The following is a 13,034-nucleotide window of genomic DNA, read 5'->3' as shown; positions in this document are numbered from 1 at the left end:
GCTCGGGTGGGCGTGTGAGGCGTAGCGATAAGGGTGGCAGGGGAGAACATGGTGCGAACACAGCGGATGGCGCGCGGGCTCATGGTGGCGGTGCTAGTGGCACTCGCTGTCGGGGCCTCGCCCGCAGCGTTTGGGGCAACAGGCTCGGTTGCGACCCAGCGTGCGTCGATGGTGGTCGAGGCGTTCACACCCGATACGCCCACCTGCGCCCAGGTGGCTCAGCTTTCGACGGGGGCAGACTCGCTTGAGGTGACGGGCGGCGCCATCCACGTCGAGGACGACTTCCTCATCTTTACTCCTGCGGTAGGCATCGGTGAGTTGGAGTCGGGCAATGGTTGGGCGTGGCTTACGGAGCCGACGCTGCGGCTCGCTTATTTGATCGAGGCATTGGAGTGTGGCGAAGTGCCTCCGGCTCTCGTGCCTGACGTGCCCACGTGCGAGCAAGTCGCGACGATCCTCGAGAACAGCGCACCGCTCGCGGTGCGAGGTGGCACGATCCACATCGAGGATGAGTTCCTGATCTTTACACAGCTCGCTGGCGATGCAGAGTTGGAATCGGGCAATGGTTGGGCGTGGCTTACGGAGCCGACGCTGCGGCTCGCTTATTTGATCGAGGCGTTGGAGTGTGCGCCCGCCCCGACTCCCACCCCAAGCCCCACTGCGACTGTCGAGCCGTCGCCGACCGCCGTTCCTTCCCCCACTCCGTCGCCCTCCGAATCCACCACGCCCGACTCGCCTGATGGGGCGGAGTCAGACGAACTTGCCGAAACTGGGCCTGGGCTCGCGTTGGTGGGCGCTGGTCTCGCGCTTGCGACCATCGCGCTCGGCGCAGCACTCGTGCGTCGTCGACAGCTCCACTAGGTCGTGGCTGGGATCGTTGGGCGCAGGCGATGTTGGCATGGAGGACGACGGCGTTGACGGTTGCCGAATTGGTCGGCGGGCTCGGGGACGACGGCGGTGATCCCGCGACCGCGTAGATCGCTAGGAATCGCTCGTGAGGCGTAGGCCTTGTCGGCGCGTACCGAGCGCGGTCTGGAGCCGGGCCGGTCGAGTGGTCGGGCGATGCGCCACTGGCGCAGTGGCGAGAACTTCCTCGGCGAGTCCGTGGCCAGGCCGGGCGCGGCCATCACCACCGGTCGTGGCCCGGTTCCGTCGACCCGGTCATGCACCTTGGTCGACCAACTTGGTCCTGACCGGCCTGCAGCGTGGCCAGGCGGCTCGGGCCGCTAGCCGTGAAACCTACGCGGTTGGTGGGTCGATGCGACCTGCTTCGTGGTGGAGAGGGCTTCTTGCCTGCCAGTCGTATTTGACAGGCACTCCGGCGAGGCGCGCGACGTCTTGCGCCAGCCTTCGCAACTCGGTGCGGCTCGTTCGCCCGCCCCCGGTGCGCCGCAACGCCCATATGGCTGGGTCCTCGGCATCGCCAACATGCTCGACGGCGACGAGCACTCGCTCCCAGCCGACTTCTCCAGCAATGTTCATGGTGACGTCGAGAAGGTAGTCCGGGTCAAGGACGGTGTCGACGAGAGGAGCGCTGGTGAGCACCTCCACGAAATCGCTGTCCCACCGGGCGCACAGGGTAATCACAACGCACCCTTCCTGCGCGAGTGACCTTGGCTGTGGTGGCGCATGGGAGATCGCAGGGCGAGGGGTCGGTGGGAACTCATCACTCCACCTCAAGCGACATGGTGTCGTGATCGCGGGGCACAAGGTCCCGCGAAGACGCCTGCGGGGGTGAGTCGCGTGAGTGAAACTGGCGGTGGAACCGGCTCGAGCACGTCACGGTGGGCGACGGTGAGCCCGGTGAGGTCACCATGCGCATTCGCAAGCGCCTCACGGACATCCAGTACGGCCGTGCCGAGGATGTGCACGGCTGGATGCGCCGCATCGGCTAAGGGCAGGGCCAGGAGGGCCGATGCGCTCGTCGCGCCGCGTACGCGACGCTCTGGCACGCTGTGGTCATGAGGATGGCCGGAGGGGCGCTGGTCTTTGTCGCCGAGCTCGGCATGCTGGTCGCGTTCGCCTGGTGGGGCCTGGTGGTCTTCGCGAGCCCGCTCTCGTGGGTCATGGGCGTCGGCTTGCCGGTGGCCGTGATGGTGGCGTGGGGCGTGTTCCTGTCGCCCAAGGCAACGCGTCCACCGCCGCACGCGGCGCGGGTGTTGCTACGTCTCGCGCTCCTGCTTGGCGGCGCAGCGGCGTTCTGGGCGGTCAGTGAACCCGTGCTCGCGATGGGGCAGGCGTTGCTCGCCGTCGCCGGAACGGCGCTGTACGAGCGGGACCAGAACTAGGAGGGTCAGTCCTCGACGATGGCAATGCCGTCGATTTCGACGAGCATCTCCTCGCGGGGCAGGCCCGTGAACACCGTCGTGCGGGACGGCAGCACTCCGCTAGGGGTGTGCTGGGTGACGAACTCTCCGTACGCCTCGTTCATGGTCGCGAAGTCGTCGCGAGTGGTGAGGTACACGCGCAGCATGACTACGTCGTCGAAGGTCGCGCCCGACGCCTCGACGATTGCCTTGACGTTCTCCAGGGTGCGTGTGGTCTGCGCGGCGACGTCGCCGGGGAACAGGTACTCGTTCGTGACAGGATCGACGGGTCCTTGCCCTGATACCTGGACGAACGGACCCTTGCGCACTCCCTGCGAGAATGTGTGCGCGGGTGCGGGGGCGAGGTCAGTGAAGACGCGCGTCTTTGCCATGGCGCTCACCCTAGCCTTACCTGTCAGAGAGGACGAAACGCATGACCCTTACCGTTCCCGACCCGGTCCTGGGTCCCTGGGCCAAGGCGTTCCCGGCGCGGCTGTGGGGCCTTCGCGTGTCGCAGGTGGCACAGGCAGGGGCGCGGTTGTCGGAGTTCTCGACGCCTGTGCTGACGGTGCATCCGGCATCGGTGGCTCACAACGAACGCACGGCGTTTGAGTGGGCTCGCGCTCAGGGCGTGGAGCTCGCGCCGCACGGCAAGACCACCATGTCGCCCGCGCTGTGGCAGGGTCTGCTCGACCAGGGCGCGTGGGGCATCACGCTTGCCACGCCGTGGCAGGTGCAGGTCGCCCTCGACGCTGGCGTTCCCAGGGTGATGCTGGCGAACTCCGTCGCCGACCCCGGCGCGGCGCGCTGGCTGCGTCAAGAACTGGACCGGCGTACGGACGTTGAGCTCGTGGTGTGGGCGGACTCGCTCGCAGCGGTCGAGGTGCTTGACCAGGTCGCGAGTCCCGGTTCGCGGCCGCTGGCGGTGCTGGTCGAGCTCGGCGCTAAGGGTGGCCGGACCGGGGCGCGTACCCTCGAGCAGGCGCGCGAGACAGCGCAGGCCATCGTCGCCGCACCGTCGTTGCGGCTTGCGGGCGTGGCGGCCTATGAGGGTCCATTCGGGGCAGACCGCAGCGCAGAGCAGGTCGCACGCGTCGACGCCTACCTGGAGACGGTGGCCCGGCTGCACGACGAGTTGGCGCCGCTGTACGAACTTCCCGGGATCGTGACCGCAGGCGGCAGCGCGTGGCCAGACCGCGTCGCGGCGGTGCTGGGCACTCTTGCTTCGCAGGCCACGGTCCTGCTGCGCTCGGGAGCCTTCCAAATCCACGATGACGGTTTCTACCAGCGCATGTCTCCCTTTGGGCGTGACATTGGGACCGCGCCGCTGCGCTCTGCGATGCATGCCTGGTCGCGCGTGGTGTCGGCGCCGGAGCCGGGGCTCGCGCTGCTCGATGCTGGCCGCCGCGACGTCCCGTTCGACATCGACCTGCCGCTGCCGCAGCGCGTCATGGGACGCGCGGGGGAGATCGCCGGTTGCGCGGTGACGGCCCTCAACGATCAGCACGCCTTCGTGCGCTGGGAGCCCGGTAGCGCCGATGCGCTCGCCATGGGTGAGGTCGTGCGGCTGGGGCTTTCGCACCCGTGTACCGCATTCGACAAGTGGCGGGTGGTGCCGGCGATCGACGACCCCGATGCTGATGACCCGCTGGTGATCGGCGCGGTGGCGACATGCTTCTAGGCGGGCGCACGCTGTACGTCGGGGCCACCGTCGTCGACGGAACCGGTGCTCCCGGGTATCAGGCTGACGTCAAGGTCCGCCAAGGCGTCGTCACGGGTATCAACCGCGGGGGTGTGAGGCTCGCCGGCGGGGACCCCACCGGTGGGGATGCGGGTGGCGGGGATGCAGGCGGCGGGGAGGTGCGCGTCGTGGACGCCCACGGCCTTGTGCTGGCCCCGGGGTTCATCGACATGCACGCCCATAGCGACCTCGCAGTCCTGCGCGGCGCGGATCACTCGGCGAAGATCCTCCAGGGCGTGACCACGGAGGTGCTCGGCCAGGACGGAATCGGCTACGCGCCGGTCGACGACCGCGTCGCGCCCCACGTCGCCCAGCAGATCGCAGGCTGGAACGGCGCGATCGCGCCGGAGCACTTCACCTGGCGCACCGTCGACGAGTACCTCGACCGGATGACGGGCTCCCTCGCGGCGAATGCTGCGGTCCTGGTGCCACAAGGCAACCTGCGCCTGCTGACGGTGGGAACGCAGAACCGGTCCGCCTCGGACGCGCAGCAGCGAGCCATGGAGGGCATCCTTGACCAGGCGCTCACGGAGGGCGCCTTCGGCATGTCCAGTGGGCTGACCTATGCGCCGGGCATGTTCGCCAGCACGGACGAACTGACCCGGCTGTGTCGCGTGGTCGCGCGCCACGGCGGCTACTGGGCGCCCCACACGCGCAGCTATGGAGGGGGAGCGCTCGCCGCGTATGCGGAGGCCATCGCGATCGCTCGTGAGGCCGGCTGTGCGCTCCACCTCACCCACGCGACCATGAACTTCGCGCCCAACCGGGGCCGCGCAGGGCAACTGCTGGAACTCGTCGACGATGCCCTCGCGGACGGCGTGGACATCACCCTTGACACCTACCCATACCTGCCGGGAGCCACCACGCTGTCCGCGTTGCTGCCGAGTGCGCTCGCGGCCGATGGTGACCTGCGCGAGGTGCTCGCGCGCATGGGGCCCGCGCAGCGGGAGGCCCTGCGGGTCGAACTTGAGGAGGTGGGCTGCGACGGCTTCCACGGTGAGGTCGCCGACTGGGACGCCATCCAGGTCGCCGGGGTGGCGAACGAGGACTGTGCGCCCTTCGTGGGACGCACCATCGCCCAGATTGCCCAGTCGCGTGGCGAGCGCGCGGTCGACGTCGTCATCGACCTCCTGATCGCCGACTCCCTCGCCACCTCAGTGCTCATGCACGTGGGCCACGAGGACAACGTGCGCGCGATCATGCGCCACCCTCAGCACACGGGCGGCAGCGACGGCATCCTCATCGGAGGCAGCCCGCACCCGCGTGGCTTTGGCACCTTCGCTCGCTACCTGGGCCATTACGTGCGCGAGGAGGCCGTGCTGAGCCTCGAAGAAGCCATCCGCCACCTGTCGGGTGCCCCCGCGCGTCGGCTCGGGCTCGACCGCGCCGAGCGGCCCAGGGGTGTGTTGCGAGAGGGCGCCTGCGCGGATCTCGTGCTGTTCGATCCTGCCACGATCGCCGACCGGGCCGGCCTCGAGGGCCCCCGCACGCCACCCGTAGGCGTGACCGAGGTGGCCGTGGCGGGCACCCCGGTGGTCATCGACGGCCGCGTCACAGGAGCCACGCCCGGCACGCCCCTGCGCAGGGCCGATGCGCTTGCGGGTGATGTAGGCACGCGCCACTAGGGGCGCGTGCGGGTGCCGATCAGTCCCAGTTCGGCGGCGACAGCGACGGCCTCGACCCGATCGGCGGCGCCGAGTTTGCGCAGCAGCCCCCGCGCCTGGGTGCGCACAGTGTTGATCGAGACAAAGCGGCGCTGGGCGATCTGGGGATACGTCAGGCCATCGCGGATGTACTCCACGAGTTCGCGTTCGATAGCCGTGAGCACGATCGACGCGTGGCGAGGAATGGCGTGGGTGTCGCCTGCCGAGAGGTCAAGCGTCGCGCGGAGTGGGTCGTCGAGCGGCCCTGCCCTCCACTGCTCGATGTCGGCGGCTGGAACGCACCTGAGCGCAAAGCGGGTCATACGCGTACCTGTCATGGACAGAGCAGTAGCGAGCAGTTCGCGTGCCGCGCCGTCGTGGCCGAGCCGTGACTGCGCCATCGCCGCGATCACGAGGTTGACAGCGCGGGGGCGCGGCGACGTCGCCCCCGCCTCGGCTGCCCGCAGCCGCTCCGCCGCCTGAACCGGCTCATCGAGTGCGAGCAGCGCCAGCGCCTGCGCGATGGCGGTGAACCAGTCGTGGCCTGCGCGGCGCCCATGATCATCGACGAGTGCGAGCGCTCCGCGGGCCTCTCCGCGCACGAGCATCGCGAGCGAGGTCGCGGCGACGATGAAACTGCTGGGCCGCCCGTCCGTCCAGAAGCCCTGGCTGGTCGCGAGTGAGGTCGCCGGCACATGGGCGTCGAGCGTGTGGGGAGCGACCAGCGCTCGCACGGCGAGGATGAATCCCTCGGCCGCAGAAGCCGAGGGTGCGTAGCCGGTCAGCGCTCCCACGTAATCGATGATGCCGAGCGCGGTGGACTCGTCCCCGTTGTCGAGGGCGACGAGTGCATCGGTGATCGCGGCGCCCACGGTGTCGTGAGGGGTGTCGGTGATCACTCCGGCAAAGACACGTCCCATGAGTGCGTAGTGAAGGTCAGCGGCCGCAGTCTTGGACAGTGGGTCGTGGTGGTCGATCATGACCGTAGCCATCTCCCGTGAGAAGTCGTGGTCGTCGAGCTGGGTCGCGGCCCACATCCCCAGGTAGGCCTCGGCGGTGAGCGTGCGTGCGATGTCCGGCCGGGTCGCAGCGAGGGCGAGCACGCTGTCGTCCGCGTCGCTCGCGAGGATGTCCGTGACCAGCGCCAGGCTGCGCCGCGCCCCGGCACGATCGCCGTTGGACACGGACGCGTAGGCACGCCGCAAGGCGATCCGGAGCGTGTCCACGGCGTCAGCGGCCTCGCGACGCGCGTAGCCCGCGATGGCCCTATCGAAGTAGGGCGAGTAGGTCGACGGCACCGCCTCTGGCGTCGTGAGCCGCACGTGCCCTGCGAGCAGGCACAGGCTCGGGCATGCGCGGATGGCGTCGAGCGGGATGCTGGTCACGGCTCGCGCGAGCAGTGCCGGCGTCTGCTCGGACAGAAAGCGGAAGTGATCGAAGACCAGGCGGTCGGCCTCGCCGTAGCGGCTTAGCGCCAGCAGCGTCATGAGCTGCATGGTGATGTGGCCCGTGGCGCGGCTTGCCGCGAGTGTGCGCTCGCGCAGTTCGCGGCGAGTGGTGGGGTCGATGATGCGGCCCAACAGCGCCCACACCTCGTCGCTCCAGTCGAGCACGGTCTCACCCGTCTCGACGTCAAGATCCAATGTGCCAAATGGCTGCGTGGTGAGGCGGGTGAACTGCTCGCGCAGGGTCGCGTCGTCGAACCCGTCCGCATGCAGCACTCCGAGGCTCACTCGCCTGCTCCCGCAGGCCTGGCGCAGAACGTTGAGCATAGGGCTGGCGACCTGCATCGCGGGAGCAATGTGTGTGAGCCGGGCGGCGAGGTCGGCCGCGAGATCCACGTCGAGCCTGGCGTCGCTGTGCGCCAAGCGCATCGGAGCGCCCGGAGTGGAGCGTTCGAGCCGCTGGCGGACGATGCTGGGGTTGCCTCGGTAGCGCGAGGCGAGAGTCATATGCAGCCCCGGGGGAATGGCTGCCTGGTTGAGGGTGCTCAGTTGCTCAATGTCCTCGAGTGAGAGCGCGAGGTCGGCCTCCGTGATGACGACGGCCGCTTCGCGCTCAAGTGACAGGGGAAGGTCAAGGCAGCGCACCACGAGCGCGGGAGCACCGTCAGTCGCGGCCATCCCGAGGATCGCAGGCCACAGCGGGTCGGCTGCGGTCATGGTGAGGTCGTCGATCACGATCACGTCGGCGTGGTGGGTTTCGGTCGACTTCAGCGCCTTGTCCACGAGGGGGCGCGACCGCAGCCAGCGGACCGTGCAGCCGTCGGTGAGCTCCAGGTAGTCGCCAAGCTGACGCATCCATGTCGAGCCTCCCCAGCCGGGGAGCGCGCACACCAACGTCAGCGGGGCGAGGTCGGCGTGGCGCACGTGGGCGCTGCTGCGCGTCAGGTCCTCCCACGGCGCCGCGACTGTGGCCGCCACCGCATCCATGGTTCCCCCTTCACGACTGACCCCAGCGCGCCGCGCCACGGGCGCGGGTGTCGCGCCTGCATGCCTGTGACGTTACCCCTGATCGAGGGGTGCTCCGCGCATCGGCCGGGCAGGGGTGATTCGGGGGGTGATTTCTGTACAGAACGGGCGTGCAGGATGCCGAGCCAGGGTCCACTGATGGTGCCGGCGGGGTGGACGCCGCTTCCCGGCACCGCAAAGGCGGTGGCAGTTGAGGGCGGGTACCGAGCGGCGTAGCGCTCGCTACCCGAGGCGCACACGTGCTACGTCGGCGCGGCATCGGCCGCGCCGCTTGCCCTCGCCTGCCCGCCGTCAGCGCGGTCTTCAGCTGAGGGAGGCTCACCATGGCGAGAACGATGGGAAACCGGTCACGACTGCGCACGCGCGTGCGAGCGGTCATGGCTGCGACGTTGGCGGCGGTGCTCGTCGGCGCGGGGGTTCAAGGAACGGCGAGCGCCGCACCGAGCGACGATGCCGCGGTCGTGCTCAGTATTGAGCACGGTGGCGCCACGTATGAAGGCGAGACGCTCGTCGACCCTGGCACCTCCTACCAAGCCAAGTTGCAGTATTCCGTGCCCAGGCTCACGCCTGGCCAACAGGTGACGATCACCGTTCCCGAGGGCATCACCGTGCCCGCCGCGGCACTGAGTGTTCCGAGCACCAACACGGTGGTCGAGTCGCTCGCGCTCGACGGCGATGGCAACGTGGTGCTGACCTTCAAAGACCCGCTCGACCTCACGATCGACCAGGGTGTGATCGCGTTCACCTTCGAGTTCGATGAGCCCACTGAGGGCACCGGGTTCGAGACGTTTACGTGGACGTTGCCCGGCGCGGACCACTCGTTCACTGTCATTGTGCGCGACCCCGGTGACGAACTGCGCGGCGAGATCGTCGCAGGGCTCGACAAGCGCGTGGGAAGTGCCAACCTGAGTGGCAAGGTCAGCCGCGATGTCCTGACCGGTCAGGTCACTGTGGCGCCATCGGTGGCCTCGGTCGCGGTGCCGTACACCCTGATGGTGGGCACGGCGCAGGCCGTCAGCGGCGTCACGATCCATGATGAGCTGTCGGAGTACCTCGCCTACGATGCGGGGTCGTTCGCGGCCACCCTGACGCGTTGGGATCAGTACGGCTTCAACAAGACCGTCGCGGCGTATGACCTGCCCGCGGTCCAGATTGATGGTCAGACCTTTACGGTCGCGGGGCTTGACCTGCCTGCGTACTCCTACCTGTCGATCACGTACGTCGCCCACGTGCGCGCGGACAAGGTCGCGGACCTCGAGGCAGCGCTGCAGGCCGCCGCTGACGCTGCCGACGCAGGCAACGACAACGCCAACAACTACTCGCTGACGCTGGCGAACACGGCATCGGTGGGTGACTTCACCGACGGTGCCTCGGTCACCATCGGTGGCACCATCGCCAAGCCGGGCATCGGCGCGGCCTTTGGCAAGTGGGTCGACAGCCTGAGCACGATTCCCTTGGCGCTGGACGACCAGGCCCAGCCCGTGCTGCCCACCCCCGTGACGTACGCGTTGCGCGCCAAGCTCAGCGAGTTTGCCGCCTTCACGGGCACCAAGCATGAGCTCGCGCAGAACATCGTCATCACCGACACGCTGCCGGCCCAGCTCTCGCTGCTCGACGAGGACTTCCTCACGGTCACCGGTGGCACGTTGGTGCCGGCGACCGCGCAGTGCCTCGCGGCCGGCGACCCTGGCTCCGACCTGTGCGTAGGCCAGTACGTCGTCACCGAGACGGCGGACGGCCGCGACCAACTGGTCATCAACGTCGGGCGCGACGTGACGGCCTCGTACGTGATCAAGGTCTCGGCGCTCGTCACCACGCTGGAGGGCATGACCGCCACTCACGACCCTTCTGGCCAGCCTCAGGTCCAGACCCGCTACCGCGTGCGCAACACGGCAACGTTCGACTACCACTCGGGTGCGGACCGCTCCTTCAGCGCGGACGTGACGCTGTTGCAGCCCAAGGCGCCGGGATCGGTCATCGACGACCCCAGCGAGTTCACCAAGTCCACGCCCCCGACAGCGGTGACCCTCAACCCTGGCGAGGTGGCATCTGTGCCGTGGACCTTCACGCTCGCTGAGGGTGCGGTGCCGGACCTTGCGCGCTCGTGGATCGTGGACGATGTGGACACTGCCGTGTTCGACATCAGCGACCTCGATGCGATCGCGCAGACCATCACCGGTACCTACGGCTGGGCGCCCGGACTCACGGGTGCCGACTTCGACCTCAGCGTGGTGGACGGGGACCTCGTCATCGAGCCGTCGGCCACCTTTGGCGCGAATCTCGAGTGGGGCGCCTCACCGCAGGCGCCGCTCACGGGACGCCTGTCGCTGACCCTGGAACTGCCCACCTTCCCGCTGCAGGGCAAGCAGAGCATTGACGTGTCCAACTCGGCTCGCGTCGAGGGTGAGGATGACCGGGCCTACGTCTGGGTCTCGCAGTCCAGTGGCTCCGCGACCACCTATGGCGACGAACTCGAAGTGGCCAAGCAGGTGTACGCGGGCGAGGGCTCGTGGACCTCAAACGTGCGTGCGGAACTGGACGAGTCCGGTGCCTTGGTCAACGACGAGTTCATCTACCGCGTTAAGCTGATCCCTCACGGCGCCTACTCCGGCGTGCGGATCATCCCGCTCGCGGACGTCCTCCCGCAGGGCGTCACCTTCCTGGGCTTTGTCGACGGCAATCAGCTCGATTCCGGAGCGATCGTCGGTGACTCGACGATCGCCATGGGAGGCAATGTCGAGGCCACGTGGATCGAGGCCGATCGCACCGTCGCCATCGCACAGCGGGCGGGAACCACGCTCGCTGCCGGGGCGCCCATTGAGGTCCACTTCAAGGTCAGGGTGGACGAGTTCACCGAGGATCTGGGCATCGTCAACTCCGTGGGATCCGCCAAGGCCACCATCACGCCGTCGCACGGCTATCCGCTCATGGTGCTCAAGGCGGACTCGGAGCGCCCTGATGTGGTCATCACCGACCGTGACGCGCGTTTCACCGTGACCGGCCCGGACGGTGAGGTCCTCACGGACAGCGCCTACGTGGTCGACGGCCAGCTGATGGTCGCAGGTGAGGACGGCGATGCCGGGCTGGTGGTGCCGGCCGATGCTGGCTCACCCGATGCGGTCCCTGCCGGCCAGTACACCGTGACCGAGACGGTGGCCCCCGCGGGCTATGCGCTCGCGACGGCTCCCCTCGTGGTGACTGTTGGCGAGGACGGCACCTCCGCTCCGGTGACGCTGTACAACGACCCGCTGCCGCTGATGGCGATCGGTGACCTGGTGTGGGTCGACGCCAACCAGGACGGCCTGCAGTCCGACGGCGAAGAGGTCCTTGCGGGTGTCGGCGTCGAGCTGATCGACGCCCAGACCGGGAGCGTGGTCGCCTCGACCACGACCGGTGAGGACGGTCGCTACCTGTTCGACCTGCTCGAAGCGGGCGCGTACCAGGTGCGTTTCACCCTCACGGAGCAGCAGGCGCTCGTGTACACGCTGACCACGGCCCAGGTGGGTGACGACGACGGGATCGACTCCGACGCCGATCGCGCCACGGGCACCACCGAGGTCATCACGCTCGACGCCTCGACGTCGCCCCTGGTGGCGGCGGACGAATACGCCTACCGCGAGGTGCGCGCCCTGATGGGTGTGGACCCCACGTGGGACGCAGGTGTCGTCCTGCGTCCGGGCAGCGTCGCCGTCGGTGACCTGGTGTGGCTCGACACCGACGCCAACGGGCGTCAGGAAGAGGGCGAGCCGGGGATTGCCGGAGTGGTGCTCACCATCGTCGGGCCCGACGGCCAGCCTGTCGTCGACATCGATGGCCGCGAGGTCAGGCCCACCACGACGGACGACCAGGGTCGCTATTGGTTTGGCAACCTGCCCATCCTCGACGAGGGACAGTCCTATGCGGTGAGCATCGACCGGGAGTCGTCGGCCACGGCCCTCGAAGCTCTGGTGCCCACACGCACCGAGGAAGGCGACCGCAGTGGCGACTCGTCGCTGTGGGTCGCGTCCTCGCAAGGGCTCACGCTCGACGGTGAGGTGGACCCGACACTCGACTTTGGCTTCATCAAGGTCGCTGTGCCGGAGCCCGAGAAGGAGCCCGAGAAGGAGCCGGTGACGGAGCCCGAGGAGGGGGCCACAGACGAGGTCGTCGATGAGGGCGCCGTTCCCTCCGTGCCCGACGAGGAGACGTTGTCCTCGACCGGTGCAGACGTGGCCGGCTGGGTGGCCCTCGCGGCGCTGCTGTTCGCGGCCGGTGCAGGGTTGGTCGCCCTACGCCGCCGCGCGGAGGGCTAACGAGCCCTGACCGACGGTGCCCGCCGAGCCCTGTGCTCGGCGGGCACCGCCGTATGTGATCTGCGGCGAGCACTGGCGCGAACGCGCCCGCCCCAGCAGGATGGAAGGAACCGACGGTTCCGATCTGAGGAGAGTCCATGCCTGTGGCGAACCTGCGCCTGACCAGCCCCGATGTACGAGACGGCGAGCGCATCGGCGATGTGTATGCCGGCCAACACGCCGCCTCGGAACCCGAGTTAGTGGTCGACGGGGTACCAGACGGAGCCGTTGAACTTGCCATCGTGTGCCACGATCCCGACGCGCCCATGCCGCACGGCTTCACCCACTGGACCTGGTACGGGCTGGATGCGAGCGACGGGCCCGTACCCGCATCGGCTGGACGCCCGGGCCCCAACGATGACGGTGGCATGGGATACGTGGGGCCGTTCCCACCGCCCGGGCACGGCACGCATCGGTACTACTTCTGGGTGTACGCGCTGTCGCGTGCCGTCGAGGGGGAGCCCTCGCGCGGCGAGTTCCTGGACCGCTACGCCGATGCGGTGGTCGAGCAGGCCCGGCTCGTGGGCACCTTCTCGAGGTAG

At 68.7% G+C, this 13,034-nt stretch carries 9 protein-coding genes and 1 pseudogene; 7 read left to right on the top strand and 3 right to left on the bottom strand.

From position 1 onward, the window contains the following. Positions 1 to 48 precede the first annotated feature (48 nt). On the top strand, positions 49 to 861 hold the full coding sequence (locus ACK5NO_RS01775) for a hypothetical protein (protein WP_416810950.1): 813 nt from the start codon (positions 49 to 51) through the stop codon (positions 859 to 861). Between the two features lie 378 nt (positions 862 to 1,239). On the opposite strand, the gene ACK5NO_RS01770 is transcribed toward ACK5NO_RS01775, so the two are convergent. Continuing rightward, positions 1,240 to 1,551 (bottom strand): hypothetical protein, encoded by a 312-nt coding sequence (locus ACK5NO_RS01770; RefSeq protein ID WP_416810949.1) that lies wholly within the window; start codon positions 1,549 to 1,551, stop codon positions 1,240 to 1,242. Between the two features lie 230 nt (positions 1,552 to 1,781). On the opposite strand from ACK5NO_RS01770, the pseudogene ACK5NO_RS01765 reads away from it, so the two are divergent. Further along, positions 1,782 to 1,895: pseudogene (locus tag ACK5NO_RS01765) on the top strand (branched chain amino acid aminotransferase); the annotation flags it as partial. Between the two features lie 66 nt (positions 1,896 to 1,961). Beyond that, positions 1,962 to 2,288: a YrdB family protein gene (locus tag ACK5NO_RS01760; protein WP_416810948.1), complete on the top strand. Its 327-nt coding sequence runs from the start codon at positions 1,962 to 1,964 to the stop codon at positions 2,286 to 2,288. Between the two features lie 5 nt (positions 2,289 to 2,293). Here ACK5NO_RS01760 and ACK5NO_RS01755 read toward each other — a convergent pair whose 3' ends face one another. After that, a complete protein-coding gene (locus ACK5NO_RS01755; protein ID WP_416810947.1) occupies positions 2,294 to 2,698 on the bottom strand; it encodes a RidA family protein in 405 nt (134 codons plus the stop codon). Between the two features lie 41 nt (positions 2,699 to 2,739). Here ACK5NO_RS01755 and ACK5NO_RS01750 point away from each other — a divergent pair, with 41 nt between their 5' ends. Both ACK5NO_RS01750 and ACK5NO_RS01745 read left to right on the top strand, forming a co-directional pair. Then, a complete protein-coding gene (locus ACK5NO_RS01750) occupies positions 2,740 to 3,987 on the top strand; it encodes an alanine racemase (protein ID WP_416810946.1) in 1,248 nt (415 codons plus the stop codon). Further along, a complete protein-coding gene (locus ACK5NO_RS01745) occupies positions 3,978 to 5,672 on the top strand; it encodes an N-acyl-D-amino-acid deacylase family protein (RefSeq protein ID WP_416810945.1) in 1,695 nt (564 codons plus the stop codon). Before ACK5NO_RS01750 ends, ACK5NO_RS01745 begins: the two co-directional genes overlap by 10 nt. Here ACK5NO_RS01745 and ACK5NO_RS01740 read toward each other — a convergent pair. Continuing rightward, the gene (locus tag ACK5NO_RS01740; RefSeq protein ID WP_416810944.1) at positions 5,669 to 8,122 is read right to left on the bottom strand and encodes a response regulator transcription factor; all 2,454 of its coding nucleotides are present in this window, start codon (positions 8,120 to 8,122) and stop codon (positions 5,669 to 5,671) included. The genes ACK5NO_RS01745 and ACK5NO_RS01740 overlap by 4 nt on opposite strands. A gap of 362 nt (positions 8,123 to 8,484) precedes the next feature. Between ACK5NO_RS01740 and ACK5NO_RS01735 the strand changes: the two genes are divergently transcribed. Next, complete coding sequence (locus ACK5NO_RS01735) at positions 8,485 to 12,453, top strand: SdrD B-like domain-containing protein (RefSeq protein WP_416810943.1); 3,969 nt, start codon at positions 8,485 to 8,487, stop codon at positions 12,451 to 12,453. Between the two features lie 137 nt (positions 12,454 to 12,590). Next, positions 12,591 to 13,034, top strand: a complete 444-nt coding sequence (locus ACK5NO_RS01730; protein ID WP_416810942.1) for a YbhB/YbcL family Raf kinase inhibitor-like protein — start codon at positions 12,591 to 12,593, stop codon at positions 13,032 to 13,034.

The organism is Demequina sp., assembly GCF_047975725.1.
Classification (GTDB): domain Bacteria; phylum Actinomycetota; class Actinomycetes; order Actinomycetales; family Demequinaceae; genus Demequina.
This window is presented reverse-complemented; position numbering and strand designations above follow the sequence as displayed.

Coding starts and splice junctions, on each gene's coding strand:
- ACK5NO_RS01745 (WP_416810945.1), top strand. CDS start 3,978: ATGCTTCTAGGCGGGCGCACGCTGTACGTCGGGGCCACCGTCGTCGAC.
- ACK5NO_RS01730 (WP_416810942.1), top strand. CDS start 12,591: ATGCCTGTGGCGAACCTGCGCCTGACCAGCCCCGATGTACGAGACGGC.
- ACK5NO_RS01750 (WP_416810946.1), top strand. CDS start 2,740: ATGACCCTTACCGTTCCCGACCCGGTCCTGGGTCCCTGGGCCAAGGCG.
- ACK5NO_RS01735 (WP_416810943.1), top strand. CDS start 8,485: ATGGCGAGAACGATGGGAAACCGGTCACGACTGCGCACGCGCGTGCGA.
- ACK5NO_RS01775 (WP_416810950.1), top strand. CDS start 49: ATGGTGCGAACACAGCGGATGGCGCGCGGGCTCATGGTGGCGGTGCTA.
- ACK5NO_RS01755 (WP_416810947.1), bottom strand. CDS start 2,698: ATGGCAAAGACGCGCGTCTTCACTGACCTCGCCCCCGCACCCGCGCAC.
- ACK5NO_RS01740 (WP_416810944.1), bottom strand. CDS start 8,122: ATGGATGCGGTGGCGGCCACAGTCGCGGCGCCGTGGGAGGACCTGACG.
- ACK5NO_RS01760 (WP_416810948.1), top strand. CDS start 1,962: ATGAGGATGGCCGGAGGGGCGCTGGTCTTTGTCGCCGAGCTCGGCATG.